Origin of the sequence: Gordoniibacillus kamchatkensis, assembly GCF_000829455.1 — a bacterium.
Taxonomy (GTDB): domain Bacteria; phylum Bacillota; class Bacilli; order Paenibacillales; family NBRC-103111; genus Gordoniibacillus; species Gordoniibacillus kamchatkensis.
This window is the reverse complement of the sequence record NZ_JXAK01000045.1, coordinates 23,177-48,190: the sequence shown is the minus strand read 5'-3', so window position 1 is coordinate 48,190 and position 25,014 is coordinate 23,177. Positions and strand designations below refer to the sequence as shown.

The 25,014-nt window shown below is 51.0% G+C and carries 29 protein-coding genes; 27 read left to right on the top strand and 2 right to left on the bottom strand.

Annotation, left to right across the window (positions count from 1 at the left end):
* From SD70_RS22730 to SD70_RS22625, 24 genes are all read left to right on the top strand, one after another.
* Nucleotides 1-840, top strand: a complete 840-nt coding sequence (locus tag SD70_RS22730; protein ID WP_041049969.1) for a hypothetical protein — start codon at nt 1-3, stop codon at nt 838-840.
* Nucleotides 813-1,706: a sensor histidine kinase gene (locus tag SD70_RS22725; protein ID WP_082053581.1), complete on the top strand. Its 894-nt coding sequence runs from the start codon at nt 813-815 to the stop codon at nt 1,704-1,706. The genes SD70_RS22730 and SD70_RS22725 overlap by 28 nt, the downstream gene beginning before the upstream one ends.
* Before the next feature lie 26 nt (nt 1,707-1,732).
* Complete coding sequence (locus tag SD70_RS22720) at nt 1,733-2,836, top strand: response regulator (protein ID WP_041049966.1); 1,104 nt, start codon at nt 1,733-1,735, stop codon at nt 2,834-2,836.
* A gap of 91 nt (nt 2,837-2,927) precedes the next feature.
* Nucleotides 2,928-3,347, top strand: a complete 420-nt coding sequence (locus SD70_RS22715) for a helix-turn-helix transcriptional regulator (RefSeq protein WP_156158145.1) — start codon at nt 2,928-2,930, stop codon at nt 3,345-3,347.
* Between the two features lie 298 nt (nt 3,348-3,645).
* Nucleotides 3,646-4,992, top strand: coding sequence for an ABC transporter substrate-binding protein (locus SD70_RS22710; RefSeq protein ID WP_052487776.1), 1,347 nt, complete (start codon nt 3,646-3,648; stop codon nt 4,990-4,992).
* Nucleotides 4,993-5,073: 81 nt separating this feature from the next.
* Nucleotides 5,074-5,943, top strand: a complete 870-nt coding sequence (locus tag SD70_RS22705) for a carbohydrate ABC transporter permease (RefSeq protein ID WP_041049963.1) — start codon at nt 5,074-5,076, stop codon at nt 5,941-5,943.
* 12 nt (nt 5,944-5,955) lie between these two features.
* The gene (locus SD70_RS22700; protein ID WP_041049961.1) at nt 5,956-6,795 is read left to right on the top strand and encodes a carbohydrate ABC transporter permease; all 840 of its coding nucleotides are present in this window, start codon (nt 5,956-5,958) and stop codon (nt 6,793-6,795) included.
* 307 nt (nt 6,796-7,102) lie between these two features.
* Nucleotides 7,103-7,270 (top strand): hypothetical protein, encoded by a 168-nt coding sequence (locus SD70_RS36275; RefSeq protein ID WP_197081118.1) that lies wholly within the window; start codon nt 7,103-7,105, stop codon nt 7,268-7,270.
* A 243-nt stretch (nt 7,271-7,513) separates the two neighbouring features.
* A complete protein-coding gene (locus tag SD70_RS22695) occupies nt 7,514-8,824 on the top strand; it encodes a hypothetical protein (RefSeq protein WP_041049993.1) in 1,311 nt (436 codons plus the stop codon).
* A gap of 217 nt (nt 8,825-9,041) precedes the next feature.
* Entirely contained in the window at nt 9,042-9,779 is a 738-nt protein-coding gene (locus SD70_RS22690) for an aspartate/glutamate racemase family protein (protein ID WP_052487775.1), read from the top strand.
* A gap of 182 nt (nt 9,780-9,961) precedes the next feature.
* Nucleotides 9,962-10,783, top strand: a complete 822-nt coding sequence (locus SD70_RS22685) for a transporter substrate-binding domain-containing protein (protein ID WP_041049959.1) — start codon at nt 9,962-9,964, stop codon at nt 10,781-10,783.
* 83 nt (nt 10,784-10,866) lie between these two features.
* Nucleotides 10,867-11,520: an amino acid ABC transporter permease gene (locus SD70_RS22680; protein WP_041049957.1), complete on the top strand. Its 654-nt coding sequence runs from the start codon at nt 10,867-10,869 to the stop codon at nt 11,518-11,520.
* Nucleotides 11,513-12,235: an amino acid ABC transporter ATP-binding protein gene (locus SD70_RS22675; RefSeq protein ID WP_041049955.1), complete on the top strand. Its 723-nt coding sequence runs from the start codon at nt 11,513-11,515 to the stop codon at nt 12,233-12,235. The genes SD70_RS22680 and SD70_RS22675 overlap by 8 nt, the downstream gene beginning before the upstream one ends.
* A gap of 17 nt (nt 12,236-12,252) precedes the next feature.
* Complete coding sequence (locus SD70_RS22670; protein ID WP_197081117.1) at nt 12,253-13,179, top strand: polysaccharide deacetylase family protein; 927 nt, start codon at nt 12,253-12,255, stop codon at nt 13,177-13,179.
* On the top strand, nt 13,115-13,966 hold the full coding sequence (locus SD70_RS22665; protein WP_041049953.1) for a polysaccharide deacetylase family protein: 852 nt from the start codon (nt 13,115-13,117) through the stop codon (nt 13,964-13,966). Before SD70_RS22670 ends, SD70_RS22665 begins: the two co-directional genes overlap by 65 nt.
* Nucleotides 13,963-15,384 carry an argininosuccinate lyase gene (argH, locus tag SD70_RS22660; protein WP_041049948.1) on the top strand — a complete coding sequence of 474 codons (1,422 nt, stop codon included), beginning with the start codon at nt 13,963-13,965 and terminating at the stop codon, nt 15,382-15,384. The genes SD70_RS22665 and argH overlap by 4 nt, the downstream gene beginning before the upstream one ends.
* A 27-nt stretch (nt 15,385-15,411) precedes the next feature.
* A complete protein-coding gene (locus SD70_RS39395) occupies nt 15,412-15,660 on the top strand; it encodes a nitroreductase family protein (protein ID WP_269432513.1) in 249 nt (82 codons plus the stop codon).
* Nucleotides 15,642-16,163 (top strand): nitroreductase family protein, encoded by a 522-nt coding sequence (locus tag SD70_RS22655; protein ID WP_269432512.1) that lies wholly within the window; start codon nt 15,642-15,644, stop codon nt 16,161-16,163. The genes SD70_RS39395 and SD70_RS22655 overlap by 19 nt, the downstream gene beginning before the upstream one ends.
* A gap of 48 nt (nt 16,164-16,211) precedes the next feature.
* Entirely contained in the window at nt 16,212-17,084 is an 873-nt protein-coding gene (locus tag SD70_RS22650; protein ID WP_041049946.1) for a LysR family transcriptional regulator, read from the top strand.
* A gap of 178 nt (nt 17,085-17,262) precedes the next feature.
* Entirely contained in the window at nt 17,263-18,174 is a 912-nt protein-coding gene (gene rocF, locus SD70_RS22645; protein ID WP_041049944.1) for an arginase, read from the top strand.
* Nucleotides 18,175-18,191: 17 nt separating this feature from the next.
* Nucleotides 18,192-19,379 (top strand): ornithine--oxo-acid transaminase, encoded by a 1,188-nt coding sequence (locus SD70_RS22640; RefSeq protein ID WP_041049942.1) that lies wholly within the window; start codon nt 18,192-18,194, stop codon nt 19,377-19,379.
* Nucleotides 19,380-19,409: 30 nt separating this feature from the next.
* Complete coding sequence (gene rocF / locus SD70_RS22635) at nt 19,410-20,315, top strand: arginase (RefSeq protein ID WP_041049940.1); 906 nt, start codon at nt 19,410-19,412, stop codon at nt 20,313-20,315.
* Between the two features lie 309 nt (nt 20,316-20,624).
* Nucleotides 20,625-21,254: a DUF2306 domain-containing protein gene (locus SD70_RS22630; protein WP_041049938.1), complete on the top strand. Its 630-nt coding sequence runs from the start codon at nt 20,625-20,627 to the stop codon at nt 21,252-21,254.
* 28 nt (nt 21,255-21,282) lie between these two features.
* Entirely contained in the window at nt 21,283-22,299 is a 1,017-nt protein-coding gene (locus SD70_RS22625) for a DJ-1/PfpI family protein (RefSeq protein ID WP_041049936.1), read from the top strand.
* A 23-nt stretch (nt 22,300-22,322) separates the two neighbouring features.
* Here SD70_RS22625 and SD70_RS22620 read toward each other — a convergent pair whose 3' ends face one another.
* Entirely contained in the window at nt 22,323-22,916 is a 594-nt protein-coding gene (locus SD70_RS22620) for a TetR/AcrR family transcriptional regulator (RefSeq protein ID WP_041049934.1), read from the bottom strand.
* Nucleotides 22,917-23,231: 315 nt separating this feature from the next.
* Between SD70_RS22620 and SD70_RS22615 the strand changes: the two genes are divergently transcribed.
* Genes SD70_RS22615 through SD70_RS22605 form a run of 3 tightly spaced genes read left to right on the top strand, consistent with a single transcriptional unit; the run spans nt 23,232 to nt 24,659 of the window.
* On the top strand, nt 23,232-23,678 hold the full coding sequence (locus SD70_RS22615; RefSeq protein ID WP_041049932.1) for a hypothetical protein: 447 nt from the start codon (nt 23,232-23,234) through the stop codon (nt 23,676-23,678).
* A 1-nt stretch (nt 23,679) separates the two neighbouring features.
* On the top strand, nt 23,680-23,919 hold the full coding sequence (locus tag SD70_RS22610) for a helix-turn-helix transcriptional regulator (RefSeq protein ID WP_041049930.1): 240 nt from the start codon (nt 23,680-23,682) through the stop codon (nt 23,917-23,919).
* 29 nt (nt 23,920-23,948) lie between these two features.
* On the top strand, nt 23,949-24,659 hold the full coding sequence (locus tag SD70_RS22605; RefSeq protein WP_041049928.1) for a DUF4386 domain-containing protein: 711 nt from the start codon (nt 23,949-23,951) through the stop codon (nt 24,657-24,659).
* A 49-nt stretch (nt 24,660-24,708) separates the two neighbouring features.
* On the opposite strand, the gene SD70_RS36270 is transcribed toward SD70_RS22605, so the two are convergent.
* The gene (locus tag SD70_RS36270; RefSeq protein WP_231571420.1) at nt 24,709-24,969 is read right to left on the bottom strand and encodes an ester cyclase; all 261 of its coding nucleotides are present in this window, start codon (nt 24,967-24,969) and stop codon (nt 24,709-24,711) included.
* Between the last annotated feature and the right edge of the window lie 45 nt (nt 24,970-25,014).

Below are 25,014 nucleotides of genomic sequence, written 5' to 3'. Positions count from 1 at the left end.
GTGCGATCGAGCATTTTTACGAACATGGTTATCGCCTTGCTGCTGCCGCTGACCCCGATTGTTATGCTGTACGCCTATTCCAACCAAACTAGCTCGCGCGTGCTGACCGAGGAAATCGTGAAGGCGAAGCGTACGCAGGTTGAAACCTTCGTCGGGCAGCTCGGACAAATGTTCGCTCAATTCGACTCCTATCAAAAAATGCTTTATGAAAGCACGGAAGTCCGAAATTTAGCTTATCCCGACCTTCTGGGCGACGATCTGCTTCGTTTCCGCACGTTGAAAACGGTGTCCGAAGAAATTAACCGACTGGCGGGTTACGGAAGGTGGAAAGGGGTCATCGCAGTCGTCTATCCGAAGACGGGGATGGTCATCAAGAGCAACTCCAGCTTGGGCGCCGTGCCTTCCGTTCTGCCGGATAAAGACGGGTTCTGGAACTACCGGACGAAAGCGAACGATGGCGCCTATTTCATTGAAACGATTTCCAGTCCGGCCAAAATTGCCGAAGGAGAAGAGGTTGACTTAACGGTCGTCGCGAAAGTGGACGAGGGGGAAATCAAAAGCGATTTATCCGATATCAAGGGCAAAGGACTGGAAGATCCTTTTCTGTACAAGCCGGGTTATTCGCCTATCTACAACTACACGGCTAATCAGGCTTTAATTCGGGAAATACTGCCCGAACTGCAGCTCATCGAGCATGCCGGCAGCTATAAGCCGCTTCTGATTCGCTTGAAGAACGGCACGTTCCAGGTTCATATGGAGATGATTCAACCGCTGGGCTGGTATTTGGTGGATTACGTACGATCGGTAAAATCATGGCGCCCATTAAGCGAAACCAGATGACGTTCTACATCATCAGCGGGATGATGCTCTTCATGGCCTGCATTCTTAGCTTTATTCTTTACCGAAGCATCCGCATTCCGTTCCGCAAGCTGATACAGGGCATGAACTTTATCGAAAAGGGCATTTACACGAGCCGGATGAAAAATCCTCCGAAAGGGGAATTCCGTTATTTGTACGACCGCTTCAACTCCATGGCCGCCAGGATCGAAGAACTGATCGAGGACGTGCTCAAGGAGCAAATCCGGACGAAGGAAGCGAAAGTCAAACAGCTGCAGTCGCAAATCAACCCGCACTTCCTATACAATACGCTGGCGTATATTAAGAGCATGGTGGAACTGGGCGAGAAGGAAGCGGCCGTATCTATGACGATGAACCTAAGCAAGTATTATCGCTATACGACCAAGACCAGCCGCAGTTTAGCTACGCTTCAGGAAGAGTTGGAGCTGGTCGTCAATTATTTGGACATCCACCGGATGCTGACAGACGATTTCGAGTACGAAATCGATATCGAACCGTCCATGCTGGAAATGGACATTCCCCGGCTGTCGCTGCAGCCGCTCGTCGAGAACGTGATCGTGCACGCTTTCCGCAAGCCGGTCCAATACGGGATCGTCCGTATCCATGGGAGCGTGGAGTCCGGCATCGCGCGAATAGCGGTCGAGGACAACGGACCGGGCATCGCGCCGATGCAAATGGAAGCGATGCTGGCCAAGATTCGCAATGCGGCGAGCGGCGAAACCGATTCGGGTTTGCAAAATGTGCATCAGCGCTTAATGCTGCTCTACGGCGAGGGATCGGGATTAACGCTCAGAATGTCTGAGTGGGGCGGATTGTGCACGGAATTGAGTTGGCTTGTTCAACAATGAATGGTGCGGATTGGGGGGGACCGGACATGTACGAAATTTTGATCGTGGACGATCATACGCATTTGGTGGACAGTTTGGCGAACGGACTCCCATGGGAACAAATGGGGATTTCGGCCGTGCATAAAGCGTATTCCGGGGAAGAGGCGCTGGAGCTGCTGCAGTATCACGCTGTCGATCTGATTGTTACCGACATTCAGATGGCGGGCATGAGCGGGCTCGAGCTTGTTTCGGTGGTGAAGGACAAATGGGTCAAAATCAAGTCGGTCATCTTAACGGGACACGACGAATTTCAATATGCGCAAGAGGCGATTCGCCAGGGCATCAGCAATTATTTGCTAAAGCCTGTATCCCATGAAGAGCTGGAGGGCACGATTCGCGCTCTGATCGGCGATCTGCAAAGAGAAGGAGAATTGCTGGTCAATCAGCAAAAGCTGTCGTATTTGTTCCGGGAAAGCTTGCCTAAGCTGCGGGAGTCGCTGCTGCATGAGCTGCTCGGCGGCAAAATGCCGCCGTTCTCCATGCTTCGCGACAAGCTGAAGCTGTACGAGCTGTCGTTTCATGATCTGAATCCGGTTCTTATGCTGTGCATGCGCATAGAGGAGGATTTTGCCGGAACGGATCTCTATAGCGTGTCGCTGCTTGAATATGCATTGACGAATATCGCAGACGAGATTTTCTCCCCCCGATTTGATATTTGGCATTGCAAGGACGACTATGACTATCTGGTCTTTCTGGTTCGTCCGAAGCATCCGTCCGAAACTTCCAAGAAGGAATGGATGGAGGAAGCGGAAAGGCTGGCCCGGCTTGTGCAGTATCAGATTAAACGATTTTTGAAGATCAAGGTTTCTTTGGTCATGAGCAATTGGAGCTCGTTTCCGGACGAAGTTCCCGCGGTGTATCATAATTTGCTTTCTCTGTTTACTGATTACATCGGGTTCCAGACGGAGAGCTTTTTTCATGATCTGCAGGAACGAAGGGTAGAGGATATACGCCCCTTGTCCGTATTGTACGCGGCTCCGACGTTCATGCAATTGCTGGAGGTCGAGCAGTGGAACGCCGCGGAAGAGAAAATCGGAAACGTATTCGAAGACTGGCGAGCGGGAAAACAAAACGAAAGAACATGTTTTTGAAGCGTACATCACGATTTTGCAAGCTTTTTCCTATTATGTTCATAAGAAAGGCAAGCGCTTCTATGACATCTTCGGCCGGGAAGCCGAAAAAATGCTAAAGCTTGATGCCGGTTGGAGCATCGAGCCTTTGCGGGAATGGTCTCTTCAGAGCCTGCAGCAGTTGAAAACGTATAGCGGGAGCATGTCCGACCGCTTCCGCAACGATCTCATCAAGCAGATCATTCACTTCGTCAACGAGCAAGTGAAAGACGTAACGCTGCAGTCGGTGGCGGATCACGTTCATCTGCATCCCGTCTACGTCTCTAATTTGTTCAAGTCCGAAACGGGCGACAATTTTTCCAACTACGTGCTGCGTGTACGGATGGATAAGGCGCTGCAGCTTCTGAAACAGAAGGATCTGAAAATCAGTCAGATCGCGCAAGAGGTCGGGTATCAAAAGCCGCAATACTTTATCAAGCTGTTCAAAAACCATTACGGCATGACGCCGCAGGAATATAAGAACGGGCTGTAATCGCCAGTGGTTCGGCTTGCGCCGGCGGTGAGAGCGAAGCGGAAGTTAAGCGTTTGCGCAAAATATTGCGCATCTATTTTACTCATTGTCGAAATTTAACTATGGATAGCAAACGTCGGTTTTGCAAGCCGATCTTAATTTTCGGGCTTCAATCTTAAAAATGAGGCATTCCGCCGGGGGATAACCTGTTTTATGATGGAAACACAAGGGACGCCTTGTGAGGCGAATTCCGAGAAAATGTGCGCAAATTTTTTCGGACTGCGTTCATCCATTATGAATCTTGAGGGGGAAACATACCGTGTTATTTCGCAAAAAGGCCTGGATTTCCACAACGAGTGTTGCCGTTGTCGCCGCTCTGGCTCTGGCGGGATGCGGCGGCAGCAAGTCTACAAACGACAACACGGCAAGCACATCGGCCAATAGTCAGGCGGCAACCACTTCGGCTGGCCAAGCTTCCGACAAGCCGAAGGAAGCTGTTACGCTGACTTATACGATCTGGGACCAGCTGCAGCAACCGGCGATGGAAGCGATCGCGAAAGAATTCACCGCGCAAAACCCCAATATTAAAGTTAAAGTCGACGTCATTCCATGGGGCGACTACTGGACGAAGATGTCCGCGGCTGCGCCGGCTGGCACTTTGCCGGACGTGTTCTGGATGCATAGCGGACAATTCGTGAAATACGCTTCCGGCAATTTTCTGGCGCCGATCACCGATAAAGTGAAAGCCGGCGAGATCGACTTGAACAATTACGAGGCGAACTTAGGATCCATTTACACGCTTGGCGGTCAAAACTATGCGATTCCGAAAGACTTCGATACGATCGGGCTTGCGTACAACAAAGACCTGTTCGACAAAGCGGGTATTCCGTATCCGGACGGTACGTGGGACTACACGAAGCTGGCGCAAGCGGCCAAGCAGCTGAGCCAACCGGACAAAGGCATCTACGGCTTTGCGGCCAAGATGGATACGCAAACCGGCTACTGGAACGATATGCTCGCGAACGGCGGATTCATCGTTTCCGCGGACGGCTCGAAATCCGGATACGACGATCCGGCGTCGATCGAAGCGCTGAAAGCCCGCTATCAAATGATACTCGACAAATCTTCCCCGACACATCAGCAAATGACGGATACGGACTCCACGGAGATGTTCAAATCCGGCAAAGTGGCCATGATCTTCGAAGGCGACTGGAGAACGACGGATATCGACGGCAGCGACATCATCAAAGGAAAATGGAATTGGGCTCCGCTTCCGAAAGGCAAAGTAAAACGCGGCAACATCATCAACGGTCTCGGCAACGTCATGTCGGCTTCGGGCAAACACAAAGCCGAAGCTTGGCAGTTCCTCAAATTCCTCGGCTCGAAGCGCGCAGCGGAAATCACGGCGCAAATGGGCGCGGCAATCCCTGCTTTCAAAGATACGCAAGCGGCATGGGTGAAATCGAAACCGCAGTTGAACCTGCAAGTGTTCATCGATCAGGCGGCGGATGCGATGCCGTACCCGGCAGGTTCGAAAGCTTATCCGGTGTGGTTTCCTAAAGAAGGAGAAATTATGGCGCAAGCTTGGGGCGGCAAAATCTCGATCGAAGAAGGCGCCAAACAAGTGGCTGCGATGATGAATCAAGCGATCGCGAACAATAAGTAAGCGATTCGCGATGGATCATAGGAAGAAGTCGAAGGCATTCCGGGGGTCCGGAATGCCTCCGATGAATAAGGGAGGTAGGCCATGAATTCGAGAAGCAGATACGTCTGGGCATACATTATGATTGCACCTACCTTGCTCGGCACGGTTTTATTCTGGACCTGGCCGGCGATTTACTCGATATATCTCAGCTTTTTAAAATCCGAGAATTTCGGGATGGTCAACCATTGGGTTGGACTCGCGAACTACGAGAGGCTGTTCAAGGATAAAGAATTTTGGCAAGATTTGCGAAACACGTTGTATTATGCGGTGTTGTTCGTGCCGCTGACGCTATTGTTCTCTACCTTTTTTGCCGTGCTGCTCAATGCCAAAATTCGCGGATTGTCCGCGTACCGCGTCATCTTTTTCTTGCCTCAAGTGACGATGCCCGCCGCAGCGGCCATGGTTTGGGTCGTGCTTTTTGCTCGCGATTACGGTTTGATCAACCACTTGCTGGGCACTCATGTCGCATGGATTTCCGATACGAGGTTTGCGATGTTTGCGCTGGTTATCGTAGGGGTGTGGGGGGCGATCGGATTCAATATGCTGCTCATATTGGCGGGCTTGCAGGGCATTCCGAGAGCTTTGTATGAAGCGGCTGAAATCGATGGAGCCGTGCGGTTCCGCAAGTTCCGATATATCACGATGCCGCTGCTTACGCCAACCTTGTTTTTCACGACGGTTGTCCTCATGATCGGCGCAACCCAAATTTTCGATTCGATCTATTTGCTGATCGGCAAAACGAACGTTGCGCTGCCTGCGGTACGTTCCCTCGTCTATGCGTACTATCAAAATTCGTTCGTTTATTATGATCAGAACTACGGTGCGGCTATCGTCGATATTTTGCTGGTCATCAATTTGATTTTGACTGGCCTGCAGTTTGCCTTTCAGAAAAAATGGGTCTTCTACGATTAAGGGGGGAAGAGAATGACGAACAATCAACGGGCCGGTCATCGCCGCTCCAACCTTATCATTCACACGGTGCTAATCGCGGCTAGCATCGTCATGATCATCCCCTTTGCGTGGATGATTCTGACTTCCTTAAAAACCGTTACGGAAGCCACGCAAATCCCGGTGATCATTTTTCCGTCGCATCCGAATTTGAGCAGTTATGCGAAAGCGTTCGAGAAATCGGATTTTGCTCATTACTATGTAAACACGGTGTTTACTGCATTCATGAAAACGGTGTTCCCTGTTATTTTCAGCTCTATGGCCGCTTATGCGTTCGCTAGAATCCGGTTTCCAGGCAGGACGATTCTGTTCTTCATCATCATCTCTGTCATGATGGTGCCGAACCCTGTTTTTTACACGCCGCAATATTTGCTGATGAGCAAGTGGGGGCTCGTCAACACGGTGACGGCCCTATGGATCTGTTCTTTAGTCAGTCCGTTCGCCATGTTCATGCTCAGGCAATTTTTTCTGGGGATTTCCAAAGAATTGGAGGAAGCTGCGATTCTGGACGGTTGCAACCCGTTTCAGACGTTCCGATATATTATGCTGCCTTTGGTGAAATCGGCTTTGGTAGCTATCGTCATCATACAGCTTCTTTGGTCGTGGAACGAATTGCAGTGGCCGCTCATTATTAATAGTTCGCCGGATAAGCTCACGTTATCTTCGGGACTCGCCACACTGGTCTCCATGTTCAGCACGAACTATCCGGTATTGATGGCGGGGGCGTTCATGGCCGTTATTCCAATGATCGTACTGTTCTTCCTCTTCCAGAAACGGTTTATCGAAGGGGTAGCCTTCAGCGCCCATAAAGGATGAGTTGGAGCGTCTCGGCAAACAAGACACTGCCTCGGAGAACTGAACAGGAAGTGCCATGAGGCATGATGGAAAAAGTCCTCTTTGCTAAACTGAAAATTTGTTTCGCCAGCCAAATTCATTAAATAGACTCTCGGAGTAAAGGGGGCGTTCAGAGCTGGAATAAGGCCAATAATGCGGTATGTAAGTAGGGAAATCTGGATGTGAAATCCATTTGCAAAAATGGGTATAGCAAACAAGTTGACGGGGAGCGTTTTTCAAAGGTACATTCCGCCCCAAAGCGAACACTACCCGCGCGGAAGTCGTCACGATGATTAATCATCTGGCGAACCGCGGCCCGTTATACGGCGTGGACACTCCTGCCTGGTCCGATGTTGGCACGAATTACTGGGCTTATAGGGACATAGAAGAAGCATCGACTAACCATCACTTTATCGGTCAGGACAAGAAGGAAATGCCGATAGACTTTAAGAAATAGAGGGTACTTTCGATGGACTGTCCTTACTTCGATGAGGGTAAGGGCAGTCTTCTTTTTATCACAAAGTCCCCTAAAAAGTCCATAAAAACCCCTCGTCCGAGATCGGTCTTGATTTTTAGAATGAATGATAGTATCTTTTATCCTGATAGTGGAATAATTTCAATATGAATGCAAATTGTCGAAGCCGGTCATACGCATAAAATCGAAATCGCCAGCAATTCGTTCGCAAAAGGGGTTTTACCGGTGTACAAAATCGGCATCATAGGTCCGAATACGACAGTCAATCGCATCATAAATTTAGCGACAGAGCTGGAAAAGGGGATGGAATTCGTTCCGTTTCCCTATAAGGAAGTGCACGAGACCGAGACGATCGTGCAGGAACACGACCACCAAATCGATATTTGGGTATTTTCCGGTCAAATCTCGTATCAGCTCGCCCGAAGAACGCTGAAGTCCGACGAAAATCTCGTATATGTATCGCCGACGGAGTCGGGCATTTACAAGTGTTTCCTTAACATGGCAGCCGATCTGAACAAAGCTCTCGAGAGGGTCAGCATCGACGAGCTGTCATCCATTTATTTGCAAGAAGCGCTTGAGCAATTGGACCGGGTTCCCGAGCACATTTTCGTCAAAACGTTCAACGTGGACACGCAGCTGAACGAACTTATCGAGTTTCATTTAAACTTGTGGAACGAAGGCAAAACAGACGGGGCACTTACAAGCTTTGAGGCGACGTATTTGGCGCTGAAAGAGGCAGGAGTGCCCGCCTACTGGATCAACCCAAGCTTATTCGAAATCCGGCAGACGCTGCGCATTCTTAGTGAAAAAGTGAAAGCGCTCTACTTTAAAGATACGCAAATAGGCGTCGAAATCATCGAAATCGAAAATTTTGATAAAATTGTTGAAAAAGCGAAGAGCCCTTACCATCTGCAATATCTCGAGCTTCGGTTGAAAGAGGCGCTGCTTAAGCTTTGCGAGAAACTGGACGGATCGCTGCTGGAGAAGGGGAACGGGCATTATTTTATTTTTAGCACGCGGGGCGCCATTGAGCGGGAAATTACGATGCTGCAAAATATCGTCACGCAGCTGGCCCTGGAATCGGATACATCGGTAGCGGTAGGCATCGGATACGGCAAAACGGTATTTTCCGCGGAGATCAATGCGTGGAGCGCCATCAAGCATTCGAAGGAGAAGCCGGAACGGGGAATCGTTGTCGTACAAGAAAACGGAACGGTCGTCGAGTCCGTCGGTACGGGGGAAGAGCTGGCTTACTCGTTCCGGATGGACGATACGGCGCTGCTGGAGAAGCTGAAGAAAGGCAGTATAAGCCTCAAAACGTACAATCGGATCGAAGCTCTAACTCGGCGCATGGGTAAGAGCGATTTTACGACGAAAGATTTGGCTACGTATTTGTACTGGGACGAGCGCAACGCGCGACGGATCGTCTCGTATTTATGCGAAGTGGATTTAGCAGAGTGCATCGGTGAGGTACCGAACACGTCGCGCGGGAGACCGAGCAAAAACTACCGGCTCATCAAGACGGGCCATAATTAAATGATGCAAGTCGGGAAATCGGCAGCTTCTGCCGGTTTCTTTTTTTGTGTTACCGTTTATCGTTTTGCCGGATTGACAGATGAAAAATGGGATGATAGGATATACAAATATAAAGGGTACATACCCTTAATAAACCCCAAATTGAAAGCGGGTACAAACACGTACGCGTGAAACCATATCGGATAGAAATTGATGTAAGGAATGAGGATACGTACCGATGCGCATTAAGGTAATCAATCCCGATTACGGCATGGACGATGCGACGCTTAGAGCCCGCGAACGGATGTTGTCCGCGATTGCACGGCCGGATACGGATATTTCAATGGACTGCATAACCGAAACGAGAGTCGAGATCGATTCGGCGCTTGACGTCGTTCTTGCCGGACCGGAAATCGTCAGACGCGCGATCGCGGCGGAGCGGGACGGTTACGATGCGTTCGTCTTGTACTGCTTAAGCGATCCGGCCATCGTGGCGTGCCGAGAAGCCGTGCGCATTCCGGTCGTCGGCTGCGGACAAGCGTCGATGGTCGTGGCCGCCAGTCTGGGTTACCGATTTTCCTTGCTGACGAATACGGAGCAGCGGACGCCGGAGAAGGCGGAATCGGTGCGCTATTCGGGTGTCGACGCCTCCAGGCTGGCTTCGGTCCGAAGCATTCGGCTGCCATATGGCGATCCGCGCGAAGACATCTTACATACGGTGCAAGAACTGACAAAAGCAGGTCGACGATGTGTGGAAGAAGACGGCGCAACGGTGCTTATTCTCGGCTGCCTTTCCTTTGCCGGCATGGGGCCGGACGTCGCGGCGGAAGTTGGCGTGCCGGTCGTCGACCCTGCGTTTGCGGGGATCAATATGGCGGAGCTGCTCCACGCTCAGCGAATATCCCATAGCAAGAAAGCATATCCATTCCCGCCCGTTCGACCGAGATCTTGGGAAAGAGGGCAAATAGACGTTTGATCGGACGCCTTACACGAGTTCGGTATGATCGATGCAGAAGCGTCGTCGCATACAAAGCTTTGGCTCTAACAGATAAATCGAGGAGATGATGCTGGAGTAGAAAAAGGGTTGTTTTTTTTGAATTTGCAAGTTGTCTGTAAAATGTTATTTTTACTAAACTAATTGAGCGGGGTGCAAGATTAATGTTTAAAAAGATTAGATTTACCGGGATGGCCGTGGCAATCCTTTCGACGGTACTGCTGGCGGCTTGCGGAACCAGCAAGGCGCCAAGCGGTTCATCCGCGCCTGCGGCAGCGACTCCTCCTGCCGGCGGAACGGCCAAGCCGACCGCCAAACTGGTCATGGCAACCAACGCGACATTCCCTCCGTTTGAATTCGTCGATACATCGAGCGGAGCGAAACAATTTTCCGGACTTGATATCGATATTATTAAGCAAATCGCCAAAAACTTGGGCTTTGAATTTACGATTACCGATATGCCGTTCGCCAGCGTCGTCGGTTCTCTGAAGGACGGCCGTGCCGATTTCGCCATCTCGGGCATGTCGCCGACGGAAGAGCGGAAGAAGAACGTCGATTTCTCCATTGACTACTTCAAGCCCCGCAATGCGATCGTCTACCTGAAAGGCGCAAATTACAAAACGATGAACGACCTCGAAGGCAAGAAAATCATCGTTCCGTTCGGCACGACATACGAGAAAGACGCGAAAACGATCAAGGGCGCGAACGTCGTCGCGATCGACGGCAGCACGGCCGTCATTCAAGAAGTGAAGAGCAAGCGCGGCGACGCAGCCATGATCGACGGCTCGGAAGCGCATGAATTCCTGAAGAAAAATCCGGAACTGGAAATGAGCTTGCTGCCTCCCACGGAAGATTCGTTCGCGATCGCGTTCCCGAAAGGCTCGAAGTGGGTGGAACCGTTCAACAATGAGCTGAAAAAAATGCAAGAAAACGGACAAATGAAAGAGCTGGTCAAGAAATGGCTTGGCGATCAATTCGCGCAGTAATAACGCACTAAATCCAACAAATGCGGGATATTTCATCCCGCATTTGCAATTTAACGAAAAATGCCGGGGGGTGCCTATCGTCTATGGACTTCGGACAAATATCGGGGGATATTCCGTTTCTTTTGAACGGGATTCTCGTCACGTTGGAGTTCACGCTGTTGTCCGCAATCGCGGGTTTTCTTTGGGGGATCGGCCTTGCGCTCATCAAAATTTCCAAATTCAAGCCGTTAGCCTGGTTCGGGATCGGTTACACGTCTATTTTTCGCGGCACGCCGCTGCTAGTGCAACTGTATCTTGTTTATTTCGCCACGCCCGAGCTTACGGGTTATAGCATCCCGGCGTTGCAAGCCGCGGTCATTACGTTCGGCCTGAACTCGGCGGCGTACATTTCGGAAGTAATCCGCGGTGGCATTCTCGCCGTCGACAAGGGACAGCGCGAAGCCGCCATGTCGCTAGGTATAAGCAAGCGCGGCATGATGTTCGACATCGTGCTGCCGCAGGCGCTGAAGCATATTCTTCCCGCACTCGTGAACGAGAGCATCGCCCTCTTGAAAGATTCGACGCTCGTCTCGACGATCGGAGTCGTCGACGTACTGCGCCGGGCGCAAGTGATCCAAAGCAATACGTACTTGGCTTTTGAACCGTTGATATTGGCAGCCGTTATTTATTACGTGATCGTCATGGTGTTGACGACGTTCGCAAGACGGCTTGAAAGGAGGGTTCGCCGAAGTGATTAAAGTGGAGCATGTTTCGAAAAGTTTCGGAAAAACCGAAGTCCTTCGCGATATTTCGCTGGAGATCGCCAAAGGCGACGTCGTCGCGATCATCGGACCTTCCGGGTCGGGGAAATCGACGCTGCTGCGGTGCATGAATTTACTGGAGACGCCGACCAAGGGCACCGTTTATATCAACGGAAAAGATATTACGGATCCGAAAACCAAAATTTCGGATATTCGCCGTAATGTCGGCATGGTGTTTCAGCATTTCAACCTGTTCCCGCATATGACGATTTTGCAAAACATGACCTATGCGCCGATCAAGGTGAGAGGGTTGTCCAAAGCCGAAGCGGAAGCAAAATCGATCGAGCTGCTGAAGAGAGTAGGGCTTCAGGAAAAGGTCGATGCTTACCCGTCAAGTCTATCCGGAGGCCAGAAGCAGCGTGTGGCGATCGCGCGTGCACTGGCCATGGAGCCGGAAGTGATGCTGTTCGACGAGCCGACTTCCGCGCTCGACCCCGAGCTTGTTAAGGAGGTTCTGCAGGTCATCAAGTCGCTCGCGCACACCGGCATTACGATGGTGCTCGTGACGCATGAAATGGCGTTCGCACGCGAAGTAGCGGATCGTATTTGCTTTATCGACCAAGGGAAACTGGTAGAGGATGCCAAACCGGAACAATTTTTCGAGCAGCCGAAGACGGAACGGGCCAGGCAGTTCCTTAACAAAATGATTTAACGGGGCAGGTGCGGAGCGTGAACGAAACGAAAATCAAATGGCCGAACGGCGCGCGCTGCGCCGTTATGCTTAGCTTTGACGTCGACGCGGAGACGGTCTGGGTCAACGGAAACAAGCATTATGAAGGCGGTTCGGAGTTTGCGAGAACGATTACGTTAGGCCAGTACGGCCCTCTCCGGTCCGTCCCCCGCATTCTCGAGCTGCTGGATCAATACGATTTGCCGGGTACGTTTTTCGTGCCGAGCTGGGTTGCCGAACAATACCCGGACATGTTTGTCGCCATTGCGGAGAAGCATCACGAGATCGGCAACCACGGTTATTTTCACGAAAGGTTTTTCGATAAGACGTATGACGAACAGGTAGAGATAATCGATAAGAGCCAGGAGATTTTCAGACGTCTCATCGGCAAGGAAGCACGCGGTTTCCGTACCCCGTCCGGCGACTGGTCGGTCGAAACGCCGAAGTTGCTGAAGGAAAAAGGGTTTCTGTATTCCAGCTCGATGCGGGGCGATGACCGTCCGTACCGGACGATGATCGACGGCGAGCCTACCGGATTCATCGAAGTGCCGACCCGGTGGGAATTGGACGATTACGTGCAATTCGGGTACAATCTGTTCCCGGCCGAGCCTGCCGGTCAAGACCGGATATCCAGTCACGAACACGTTCTGGATAATTTCAAGCAAGAGTTCGACGGGTATTACCGCTATGGACTCTGCTACGTGCTGATGATGCATCCGCAAATTATCGGCAAACCGGGGAGAATTGTCATGCTGGACAAACTGATTCAGCACATGAAGAGCTATCCGGACGTCTGGTTGCTACGGGCGAGCAAATTGCCGAATGGTGGAGTCAGCATTACTAGGACGAGGAGGTTCGCAGATGGCGGTAAATTCACCAATGAACTGGCCGAATCAAGCGAATTGCGCGGCGATGATTACGGTTAATCTGGATGCCGAATTTTTTTGGCTGAGCTTGGCTCCCGACAGCATCAATCGTCCGAAGACGTTATCCATGGGGCAATACGGAATGGACCGGGGGCTTGATCGGATGCTCGACGCATTCGACCGTTTCGGCGTTAAAGCGACGTTTTTCGTTCCCGGGCGCACGGCTGAAGCATATCCGGAAAAAGTGCGGGAGGTCGCAAGACGCGGACACGAGATCGCCCATCATGGGTACGCGCATGAGCATTTTGCCAAGCTGCCGGCAGAGGAGCAGCGCGAAGCGATCGAACGCGGCATTCGCGCGTTGGAAGACGTATGCGGCGTTCGTCCGGCGGGTTTTCGCGCGCCCGAAGGCGAATTGACCCGAGAGACGCTGAGGCTGTTGCGGGATTTCGGATTCGAATATTCCAGTTCCATGTTCGGCGACGACAGACCCTACATGACGCAAATCGACGGACAGCTTACCGATCTGGTAGAAATACCGATTCATTGGGAGTTAAACGATTTTCCTTACTTTGCTTTCAACTACAGTCCGGCTTTTCCTTCGGGCCAAGGACGGATTGCCAACTATACGCAAGTGCTGAACATTTGGAAAGAAGAATTCAAAGGCTATTATAAGTTTGGCTTGCATTATGTGATGCAGTTCGACCCGCAAACAATCGGCACCCCGGGGCGCATCGCCTTGCTCGAAAATTTGCTGTCCCATATGACGACGATGGGCGGCGTCTGGTTTTGCACGGGGAGCGAAATGGCGGAGTTTTGGCGAACAAAGAGGAGCGGAAACGGATGAAATTATGGGGTGGGCGCTTTACCAAACAAACGGATAAGCTCGTGGAGTCGTTCACGGCGTCGATCGGCTTCGATCAACGGCTGGCCGTCGATGATATTCGCGGCTCCTTGGCACACGTGAAGATGCTGGGCGCTTGCGGCATTATCCCGCAGCAAGATGCGGACCGGATCGCGGAAGGACTCCGATCTATTCTTGCCGACGTGAAAGCGGAACGATTCCCGTTCCTGGTTGAGAACGAAGACGTGCATATGAACATCGAAAAACATCTGATCGAGCGGATCGGTCCGGTTGGCGGCAAGCTGCACACGGGACGTTCGCGCAACGATCAAGTCGCGACGGACATGCATTTGTACTTGCGTCGTGAAACGAAGCAAATTATCGCGCTGCTTGTAGAACTTCAGCAGATTCTCATCGAAATCGCAGATGCCAATATCGATGTCATTATTCCGGGTTACACCCATATGCAGCGCGCGCAGCCGGTGTTATTTGCGCATCACATGCTTGCTTATTTCGGCATGTTCTCCCGCGACATAGAGCGGCTGCAAGACGTTCTGAAGCGCATCGACATTTTGCCGCTTGGAGCCGGGGCGATGGCAGGGACGACGTTCCCGATCGACCGCGAGCTTGTCGCAAGAGAGCTGGGCTTCGCGCGGATTTACGAGAATTCAATGGACGCGGTGAGCGATCGCGATTTCATTCTCGAATTTCTGAGCGCGGCATCGATCACGATGATGCACATTTCCCGTTTCTGCGAGGAATTGATTTTGTGGTCGTCGCAAGAATTCGGCTTCGTGGAACTGGATGACGGGTATAGTACGGGCTCTTCGATCATGCCGCAGAAAAAAAATCCGGATGTGGCGGAGCTGCTGCGGGGCAAGACGGGCCGCGTTTACGGCGACTTGTTCGGCTTGCTGACGATTTTGAAAGGGCTGCCGCTTACGTATAACAAAGATTTGCAGGAAGACAAGGAAGGCATGTTCGATGCCGTCGATACGCTGAAGGGCTCTGTGGTTTTGCTCGGAGGAATGATCCGGACGATGGTCATTCGCCGGGAGCATCTGGCGCAGACGGTGAAAGAGGACTTCTCCAACGCGACGGACTTGGCGGATTACTTGGTGCGCAAAGGGCTGCCGTTCCGGCAGGCACATGAAGTGATCGGCAAGCTGGTACTCTATTGTATAGAACAAGGGAAGTTCTTGAACGGTCTGACTCTCGATGAATATGTGGCGCATAGCGAGCTGTTCGGAACTGACGTGTTCGAGGCGATCGATATCCGCACGGTGGTCGATGCGCGTGACGTCCATGGCGGCACGGGCACGAAGCGGGTCATGAAAGCGATTCAGAACGCGAAAGAGCGGACAGCGGCGATGGGCAGATGGATTGAGGACGCGCTTCAAAACGAAGATATGGAGCAGTAGATTCCATTCGTTTCGGAGGATAAGGGCATGTCGAATCAAGTAATCGAATTGCTGCAGAGCCATCGATCGATCCGAACATATACGGATGAACCAATCTCCGATGACATTCTGAAGACGCTGTTCGAGTCCGCGCAATGGGCCCCTAGCTCCCATAACCTGCAGGCTTACAGCATAGTCGTCGTGAAGAACGACGAGACGAAACGGCAGCTTGCCCGGCTTTGCGCCGAGGAAGGCGATAGCCAGAAGTACGTCGCTCGTTGTCCCGTTTTGTGGTGATGTGTGCGGACTTTTATCGGCTGAAATTGATTAGCGAGCTGCACGGCACTTCTTTCAAAGTTGACGAAGTCGAGAACGTGCTGGTCGGAGCGGTCGATACGGCGCTTGCCGCGGAAAATTTATTGCTGGCTGCCAGGTCGTTCGGACTTGGCGGCGTGATGATCGGCGGCATCCGAAATAACCCGGAAGGGGTCGCAGCGCTGTTGAAGCTGCCGGCTTATACGATTCCGATCATGGGCATCTGCTTGGGATATCCGGCCGAGCAGCCTTGGCAAAAACCGAGACTGCCGCAGCGCGTTGTCGTGCACGAGGAAACGTACGATGCAGGCCGCATCATGGAGGGACTCGAGGCCTACGATGCGACGATGGCCGATTACTACAGCCGCAGAAGCAGCGGCCGGATCACAGGCGGCTGGACGCCGAAAATGGCGGAGTATCTAAGCGCACCAAGGCGCGCACATCTGCGTACATTTATCGAGGGGCAAGGTTTTGGTTTGAAGTGACAGAGCGGAAGATAGGTCGATCCCTTACATGAGAGGGGCGAAGGCGATATGGATTTCAGAAAATACAAAACCTTTCAGGTTGTTGCGGATTGTCTGAATTTAACCCGAGCCGCCGATCAACTGGGCTATACGCAGCCGACGATTACGTTCCAGTTGCAATCGCTGGAAAGCGAGCTGGGTGTCACGTTGTTCCATCGCGTTGGCAAGAAAACTTTTTTAACCCCGTCCGGCAAACTGGTCAAGCAGTATATCGACCGGACGTTTGCTCTGCTTGAAGAAATGGAACAAGAACTGCGAAAGCTGGACAATCCCCATGGATTGCTCACTGTGGCAGCGCCCGAATTTTATTGCACCCAATATTTGTCGCTCATCATCCATTCGTATATTTCCCAAAATCCGCAGGTGAAGCTGCAATTGTTTTCTTGCGACAGCAACGACGCGATGAAAAAGGTCGCCGCGAATGAAGCCGATCTCGCCATCATCGCCGGACCGTGCAACTCTCCGATTATGGAATCTCTTCCTCTCGGCAGGGAGGATCTCGTGCTCGTGACGACCAGGGAGCTTTATGAGAAGTATGATACGAAAATATTGATGGAAAATTATCCGTTCATTACTTATAAATCGGGGTCCAACATTCAACGTCTTGTTAATGAATGCCTGGAAGAGTACGGCATTACCCCGCACAATTATATCGAGTGCGTAACCGATGAAACGATTAAACGAACAGTTTTGTATCATACCGGGATTGCTTTGCTAGGTTCTGCCCTCGTCGAGGAAGAGCTAAGAAAAGGTTCGCTCGCCGAAATTCACCGATTTCCCGGCAAAATAGAAACGTCGATGGTCATTTTGAAGAAACGATTGGAAGAGAAAAATATTCATACGTTCGCCGAGATTGTGAAACGAATTTGGACCGAAATGTAAGGCAGTCCCCCCGAGGAATGACCGTTCTAAACGGTATATTCCAAGGGGGGATTTTTGTTATACCGGGGATGCGTTCATAAAGGTTTTCAATCGTAATGATTGGATTATTCAATTTTTTTTGATAAAAATCGCTATGCTACAATGAAAGTACTACGGGAGACAGGAAGAGGTGCGTCTGATGAAAGCGGTTAAAAACAACAAGATTTCTTTAATCGGCGTCCCGCTGCAGTATGGAGCAGACCGCACAGGCGTGGACATGGGTCCGAGTGCGATAAGAAGCTCTCATGTTCAGACTAGATTGGAAGCTCTTGGTTATCACATTAGGGATTTAGGCGATATCCATGTAAATAGAACGATTGAAGCTTGTGCAGCAGGGGAAAAACTGAAGCATCTCAAGGAAATCAAAAACGTCAACAGCCAGTTGTGCCAAGTTGTTGCCGATGAAATGGATAAAGGTCAATTCCCGCTCGTGCTTGGCGGCGATCATAGCATTGCGATCGGCACGATCAAAGGAGTTCTGCAGCATGTGAACAAGCTTGGCGTCATTTGGTTTGACGCGCATACGGATGTGAATACGGACGAAACCACGTTCACAGGCAATATTCACGGCATGTCCTTGGCGGTAGCTCTTGGGTACGGCCATCATGAGCTAACTTCCATCGGAGGCGCCGAGAAAACAATCAGGCCCGAGAATGTCGCCATTATCGGCGCCAGATCGATTGATCCGGGCGAAAGAAAGTTTCTCAAAGAAAAAGGCATTCGTGTATTTACGATGCACGATATTGACCGGAACGGGATGAAGCAGGTCATGGAAGAGGCGCTGGAGATCGTAACGAACGGAACCGACGGCGTTCACCTCAGTCTCGATCTCGACGGTATGGATCCCGGTGAAGCTCCGGGCGTAGGAACGCCGGTATCCGGCGGCATGTCGTACCGGGAAAGTCACTTGGCCATGGAGATGCTGTATGAGCGCGACTGTCTCGTTTCGGCCGAGTTTGTCGAAGTGAACCCCATGATGGATCAGCACAATAAAACAGCGAAGATAGCCGTTGAACTGATTGGATCTGTATTCGGAGAACGGATTTTATAGCCAAAGGAGAATGAAGGATGAGTAAAACCAGCAGCATTATTGAACAAACGGAAAAATTCGGCGCGCATAACTATCATCCGCTGCCAATCGTCATATCGCAGGCGGAAGGCGTGTGGGTCGAAGATCCGGAAGGCAACCGCTACATGGATATGTTAAGCGCTTATTCGGCGCTCAATCACGGACACAGGCATCCGAAAATCATTCAAGCTCTCAAGGATCAAGCGGATAAAGTAACATTGACTTCGCGAGCGTTTCATAACGATAAGCTCGGCGAGTTTTATGAAAAACTGTCCGATTTAACAGGGAAAAGCATGATATTGCCGATGAATACGGGGGCCGAAGCGGTAGAAACGGCACTCAAAGCCGTAAGACGCTGGGCTTATCGGGTCAAACAAGTGCCGGCGGATCGAGCGGAAATCATCGTCTGCGAAGGCAATTTTCACGGACGGACGATAACGGTGACATCCTTTTCATCTTCGGAAGAATATAGAGAAGGCTTTGGTCCGTTTACCCCGGGCTTCAAGATCATTCCATACGGAGACCTGGAGGCATTGAAGAAAGCGATTACCGCCAATACTGCCGCTTTTCTTGTCGAACCGATCCAAGGCGAAGCGGGAATTGTCATTCCGCGGGAAGGTTTTTTATTTGAAGCCTACCGGCTATGCAGGGAAAATAACGTACTGTTCGTTGCGGATGAGATTCAGACCGGATTTGGCCGTACGGGCAAGCTTTTCGCTTGCGATTGGGAAGCGGTGAAGCCGGACGTATATATTATGGGCAAAGCGCTTGGCGGCGGCGTATTCCCGATCTCGGCAGTCGCGGCCGATGAGGACATTCTCGGATTGTTTGACCCCGGTTCGCATGGGTCGACCTTTGGCGGAAATCCGCTAGGCTGCGCGGTGGCGATTGCGGCTCTGGATGTGTTGAAGGAAGAAGGGTTGGTTGAGCGCTCTTTGGAGCTTGGGAAGTACTTTATCGAGCAGTTGCGTCAAATGGAGAGCCCGCGTATTCATGAAGTGAGAGGCCGAGGTTTGTTCATCGGCGCCCAATTACGCGAGAAAGCGCGTCCGTGTTGCGAGAAATTAAAGGAGCTTGGCATTTTGTGCAAAGAAACGCACGAAACGACGATCCGATTTGCGCCTCCGCTCACGATTGCCAAGGAGCAGCTAGACTGGGCGCTCGAACGTATAAAACAAGTGCTTTAGGCCAATCGAACAGGAAAACGGGTGATCATAATGTCTGCCAACAAACAGCTCAGCCTCATTCTGGTGCCCTTCGGCCTTGGAGCGGGACGTCCGGGTGCGGAAGAAGGGCCGGAAAGCATGATTCAGGCCGATCTGATTAGGCAAATTCGCAAGACAGACTACGAACTTGCCGGCGAATCTAGGGTGAAATGCCCGCCGCCTTCTGCCGCTCGTTCAAGCGATGGTCCGGCGAAACATATGCCTGAAGTGATAGAAATGAGCAGGCAAGTCGCGAAGCAGGTATCGCAAGCGGTTCTGAGCCGCACGATGCCGCTTGTACTGGGCGGCGATCATAGCGTAACCATCGGAGTCCTCGCAGGGCTCACAACTCAATTCGCTAACTTGGGCGTCATTTATTTTGATGCACATGCCGGTTTAAACACCGAATTAACAAGTCCGACAGGTCATTACAACGAGATGTCGCTGGCAGCAGCATTAGGCAAAACATGCTTGAAACTGAGTGATGTTGCACATAACGGCACGCCGATAAAGAAGAATAACGTCGTCATCATTGGCGTTCGCGATGTGGAGCCGGCTGAGAAAGAGCTGATCCGTTCCGAAGGCATTACGTGCTTTACAATGCACGATATCGATCGGTTGGGCATCCAGAAGGTGATCGAAAAGGCGATGCAAATTGCCGGGAACGGAACGGACGGTATTCACGTCAGCTTCGATGCCGATTGCCTTGATCCTCTCGAAGCGCCGGGAGTCGGCATGCCTGTGGCAGGCGGGCTGACTTATCGCGAAGCGCATTTTGCCTGTGAACTGCTTGCGGAATCGGGCCGCATTACTTCCATAGACGTTGTGGAAGTCAACTCGCTACAGGATGCAAGCCGGCGTACTGCTCGGCTCGCAGTTGGACTGATCGCTTCCTTGCTGGGGAAGCGCATTTTATGAGTGCTCTGCATTACTGATTTTGGAAGCCGGCAAAAACTATGCGGAGTCGGATGCAGATACTGCGGAAGCAACACGGGAAGACCGGTGCCGGTTCCCGGGGTCAGGGGTCCCATAAATCAAAAGTCCGACCGCGAGGTTGGACTTTTGATTTTTACAAGAAGCGTGTTCACCAAACATTAGGACTGAATTAACGCCTAGTTGTACGAAAAACGTAACAATTCCATGGATGTAATCCGAACGATCTTATTGTAATCTTAAAAAGAGACCGGACGGTCCGGTCCGAAAATTTGGGAAAGAAAGGATGGCAGTATGGTTCGCACGAAAAAAGCTTATCTCCTCATGGTTTCCGTTGTAATGATCTTTATTGTATACGTCTTGTACCACAACTTCGTTCAGGATCCGCAAGCGGCCGAATTTTTACATCTCAAAACTGATTTAAAACGAACATTGCATGTAGATGCTTGGCTGACGGTGATGCGCATTCATGTCGTATTTGCCTGTTTGAGCATGGTCGCGGGGGCCGCAAACTTCTCGGCTTGGATTCGGATGAAGTATCCCAAGCTCCATCGAATGATAGGTTACTTGTATCTTATGTGCGTGTTGATCGTCGTCGTCACGTCCGGCTATATGGCGCCGTATGCGACCGGAGGCAAAGCCAGCAGCATGGCGTTTAACCTGCTGAATATAATATGGGCGGCCTTTACAATCGTCGCAATAGTGAAAATCAAGAAAAAACAGGTGCTTTCGCATCGCAAATGGATGACGAGGAGTTATGCTTTTGTCTTCACGAATCTCGCGATTCATCTTCTGACTTCGCTGTTCCATGGCGGTTTCGGCTTAGCTTACACGGATAGTTACAAGATCGCCGTATACGGATCGATCGTACTGTTGATTTTCCTGGCCGAGCTTGTCATCCGAATTGTGTATAAGAAAGCTTAGTCCAAGCACCGAAAGGGGATTTGTGCCGATGCACGTTCAAGTCGTCTTATTCAATGGATTTGATCTGATGGATGCGATAGCGCCGTACGAAGTGTTTGCTGCCGCGGCGTTGTATTCCGGAGGAGAAATGACAGTGGAACTGGTCTCGGCGGAAGGGAAACGCTCGGTGCCGAGCGGCATGAATGGACCCGCCATCGAAGCGGAAACCGTACTGGACCCGAGCCGACCGGGTATCATTCTTGTGCCGGGAGCTTCGGGCAAGCCGGAAGGGGAGTCGGAAGATGCGGTTCCGTACATTTTAAGGTTGGCGATGGAGACGGAACTGACGCCATTGATGAAGCGAGCTTTCGAAAACAAGGACGTCACCGTGGCGACAGTATGCGGCGGCTCGCTGCTGCTCGCCATGGGAGGTTTGTTGGAGGGAAGACACGCCGTCACGAACCATCTCGGCATGGCTGCGTTGGGAGCGACCGGGGCCATTCCGATTGCAGCAAGAGTAGTCGAAGATGGACCACGGCTAGTCAGCGGAGGCGGGGTGACGTCGGGACTCGACGTGGCTCTGTATTTGGTTGAGCGCGAGCTCGGACCTCAGATCGCCAACGCCGTCGAGCATTTATTCGAGTACGAGCGGCGGGGTACGGTGTGGCGCCCGCAAGGCATGGTGCCGACCCGCTTTATGACGAGTCCGGATGTGACAGACGGTACGTTGCCAGATCCGGTGACGGAAGCTGAGCGGCAGCCAATTCACGTCCTCGACGGCTGCTGGCAAACGACGATCGCAACTCCGATCGGCAAGATGCCCGTCTTGCTTCGCATCTCGTCGAATGACGGGCGCATCCGCGGCACGGCAACGCAAGGCGACGAAGTTGTTGAATTTGAAAGCCCGGCTTGGGATGGTACACGCTTGACGTGGACGCAGCGCGTAAAGAAGCCGATGCGTTTGAATTTGAAGTTCGAAGTAACCGTGCAAGGAGGAATCATGACTGGAACCGCAAAAGCCGGGTTGCTTCCTGCGTCGAAAGTTGAAGGCAGACGAGTCGACTGAAGATGGTCGCTGAAAACCGGCTTTTACTGGGCTTTGTAGGTCGAGAGCAACCGTTCGATATGTTGCATGGCGTATGCAACATGACGGTTATCCTGCGTAAGCCTGCTGGCCATAATTCCTCCTTCTATGGAGGAAAATATAAAAGAAGCGACGGATTCCGTATTCATGTCCGCTTGAAACTCTCCATTGTTCACGCCTTGAACCAGCAGGGATTCGATGTACCCCAACATGTTGGTGTAAGCCCCCAGAGCATGGTCTTTCAGCACGGGGAAAGAGTGGTCGCTTTCCACCGCCGTATTTAAGAAGGGACATCCCCCTTGGATGGGGGGGTTATGGACGGTATCCCGATATACGTCGCACATGGCCAGGATCTTGCCGGTCGCGGTATTGTGATGTTCGACAGCCGCCGAGAAATGTTGCCATAGCACTTGTCCGGCATATTGGAAAGCCTCGATGGCGATTTCATCCTTGCTGGCAAAGCTGCGATAGACGGCCCCTTTCGTCAAGCCGGTCGCTTCTATAATATCCTGCATCGTCGTACCGGTGTAACCTTTTTCGTTAAACAGAACAGCGGATTTCTCTATGATTCGGAGTTTTGTTTGTTCACCTTTCCGCATGGCTTGATATCCCCTTCTGGCAAAAACGCTGATATTGATTAAATTATAACACAATTCCTCGCAAGCTCGTTTTAACGAGGGGGAAGGCCGTCGAAGCGGACGCTAGGGGTCAAGAAACGTCACCGCATGATAGCGGTGGCGTTTTTGCTAGTACGCCCAGCATGGGCGTCATCTTTAGGGTGTAAGTTCCGAACGGGGGCTGGGGCCAAACAAGCATGATGTAAAAAATATTTGACACAATGTATTTCAAATTATATATTATGTATAGAAAACTTTACATGCTAATTAAAGGAAAATAAGCGGAGGAGATGTTCGGTGTCCTATCAAGAGAAGAAAAATATTGTATCGCCGCTCAGCGCGATCGTGGTATTTGGCGTCTACAGCTGGAATGTCGTCTTGCGGTACATCGATATGAATCCGCAAGGGATGGAGCTTTTCCGTTTCTGGGGAGCAGCGATCCTCATTCTCATCCCTGTATCGATGGTCGCCAGACTCCTCATTGAGATCATATTCATTATCATCAACAGAATCGTGACAAAGGAAGTGGCGCCTTCCTTTGCCGACGAGCTCGACAAGATTATCGAATTGAAAGCGATGAGAATCTCTTATTTCGTGTTCATACTCGGATTTCTGCTTGCGATGGGCTCCCTGGTTTTTCAAATGGCGCTTTCCTCCATGTTCATCATTATGTTTGTTTCCGGATTCATAGCCGATGTAGCCGGCATCAGCTGGCGGCTCTATCTTTACCGGAAAGGAGTTTAAGATGGCCAAAAGTCACATCAGCAATAACATTCGAATCTTACGTTTTAACCATAACGAGATGACCCAGCAACAGCTCGCCGACCTGGTAGGTGTGACAAGGCAAACCGTCGTTGCGATTGAAAAGGGCAAATATTCGCCTTCTTTGGAGTTGGCTTTTCGCATTGCGCGCGTTTTCAAACTGCAGGTGGAGGACGTCTTCACTTACGAGGAAGAACATGAAGAATTGCAAGCAGGAAGTTAGTCGAATCATTCAATAGAGGAGGCAGTCAGATGATTGCTCACAAAAAGAGTGCATTACTTGTAGGGGTCCTGTTTATACTTGCGGCGGTGACGTCGATAATAGGTCTTATTTTATACGATCCTATCCTGAATGGTCCGGATTACCTGGTTAAAGGGGCTGAACATGGCAGTCAGGTGATACTGGGAGCGCTTATGGAGTTGATTCTTGTCGTCTCAGCGGTTGGTACTGCGACTACAATGTTTCCGATTTTAAGAAAATACGATGAAACAATAGCACTTTGGCATGTTTGTTTCAGGTTTCTTGAAGCCATTATTATTACTATTGGTGTAATCAGTGTACTGTCTCTATTGACCTTAAGCCGGGAATTTGTCGCAGCTGCAGCTCCGGATACCGCCTCGTTTCAAGCTTCGGGTACAGTTTTAAGAGCATTGCATGATTGGACATTTTTGCTTGGTCCCAATTTCATGTTGGGCATCAACACGATGATGTACAGTTATATATTTTACAAATCCAAGCTCGTCCCCAGGTTTATCCCCGTCTTGGGTATGACAGGATCGGCACTTGTTTTTCTTGCAGCCATATTGGAAATGTTCGATGTCATTCGTCAAATTTCTGCTTGGGGGGCCATGTTAAGTTTGCCGGTTGCAGCAAACGAAATGATTTTAGCGATATGGCTCATCGTCAAAGGATTCAATTCATCTGCACTTGCTAAAATGGAAGGGGCGCCGAATGCAACTTAGTATTAATGATAGAAGGGGGAGCTGTCTACTGAGGAACTTAGTGGCGATGTCATATTGCAAACAACCGATCCGTTAAGGTCGGTTGTTTGCATTTTGCACGACGAAGGGGTGACAGCTTTGGCGTCTTACCGCATGGCGGCCAATAATTGCCGCGAATTTGGCGCCACATCGTCGCCATATCGATGCAGCCGTGTTGTTCGGCAATTTTGCCGTTCTTGACGCGAAATTGACGGAACTGTGTTGCCTTCACGGTTTTGCCTGCAAGTGTATTTCCTGTAAACGGTAAATTGCTCGAATTGCTGGATGGCATAAGGAAAGCAGGTAATGAGCTCATGAATATGGCAAGAGGAAATGT

Bases quoted from the DNA above. Each gene is read 5' to 3' on its own strand.
- SD70_RS22725 (WP_082053581.1), top strand. From the start codon at position 813: ATGGCGCCCATTAAGCGAAACCAGATGACGTTCTACATCATCAGCGGG.
- SD70_RS22720 (WP_041049966.1), top strand. From the start codon at position 1,733: ATGTACGAAATTTTGATCGTGGACGATCATACGCATTTGGTGGACAGT.
- SD70_RS22715 (WP_156158145.1), top strand. From the start codon at position 2,928: ATGCTAAAGCTTGATGCCGGTTGGAGCATCGAGCCTTTGCGGGAATGG.
- SD70_RS22705 (WP_041049963.1), top strand. From the start codon at position 5,074: ATGAATTCGAGAAGCAGATACGTCTGGGCATACATTATGATTGCACCT.
- SD70_RS22700 (WP_041049961.1), top strand. From the start codon at position 5,956: ATGACGAACAATCAACGGGCCGGTCATCGCCGCTCCAACCTTATCATT.
- SD70_RS36275 (WP_197081118.1), top strand. From the start codon at position 7,103: ATGATTAATCATCTGGCGAACCGCGGCCCGTTATACGGCGTGGACACT.
- SD70_RS22690 (WP_052487775.1), top strand. From the start codon at position 9,042: ATGCGCATTAAGGTAATCAATCCCGATTACGGCATGGACGATGCGACG.
- SD70_RS22685 (WP_041049959.1), top strand. From the start codon at position 9,962: ATGTTTAAAAAGATTAGATTTACCGGGATGGCCGTGGCAATCCTTTCG.
- SD70_RS22680 (WP_041049957.1), top strand. From the start codon at position 10,867: ATGGACTTCGGACAAATATCGGGGGATATTCCGTTTCTTTTGAACGGG.
- SD70_RS22665 (WP_041049953.1), top strand. From the start codon at position 13,115: ATGGCGGTAAATTCACCAATGAACTGGCCGAATCAAGCGAATTGCGCG.
- argH (WP_041049948.1), top strand. From the start codon at position 13,963: ATGAAATTATGGGGTGGGCGCTTTACCAAACAAACGGATAAGCTCGTG.
- SD70_RS39395 (WP_269432513.1), top strand. From the start codon at position 15,412: ATGTCGAATCAAGTAATCGAATTGCTGCAGAGCCATCGATCGATCCGA.
- SD70_RS22650 (WP_041049946.1), top strand. From the start codon at position 16,212: ATGGATTTCAGAAAATACAAAACCTTTCAGGTTGTTGCGGATTGTCTG.
- rocF (WP_041049944.1), top strand. From the start codon at position 17,263: ATGAAAGCGGTTAAAAACAACAAGATTTCTTTAATCGGCGTCCCGCTG.
- SD70_RS22640 (WP_041049942.1), top strand. From the start codon at position 18,192: ATGAGTAAAACCAGCAGCATTATTGAACAAACGGAAAAATTCGGCGCG.
- rocF (WP_041049940.1), top strand. From the start codon at position 19,410: ATGTCTGCCAACAAACAGCTCAGCCTCATTCTGGTGCCCTTCGGCCTT.
- SD70_RS22630 (WP_041049938.1), top strand. From the start codon at position 20,625: ATGGTTCGCACGAAAAAAGCTTATCTCCTCATGGTTTCCGTTGTAATG.
- SD70_RS22625 (WP_041049936.1), top strand. From the start codon at position 21,283: ATGCACGTTCAAGTCGTCTTATTCAATGGATTTGATCTGATGGATGCG.
- SD70_RS22620 (WP_041049934.1), bottom strand. From the start codon at position 22,916: ATGCGGAAAGGTGAACAAACAAAACTCCGAATCATAGAGAAATCCGCT.
- SD70_RS22610 (WP_041049930.1), top strand. From the start codon at position 23,680: ATGGCCAAAAGTCACATCAGCAATAACATTCGAATCTTACGTTTTAAC.
- SD70_RS22605 (WP_041049928.1), top strand. From the start codon at position 23,949: ATGATTGCTCACAAAAAGAGTGCATTACTTGTAGGGGTCCTGTTTATA.
- SD70_RS36270 (WP_231571420.1), bottom strand. From the start codon at position 24,969: ATGCCATCCAGCAATTCGAGCAATTTACCGTTTACAGGAAATACACTT.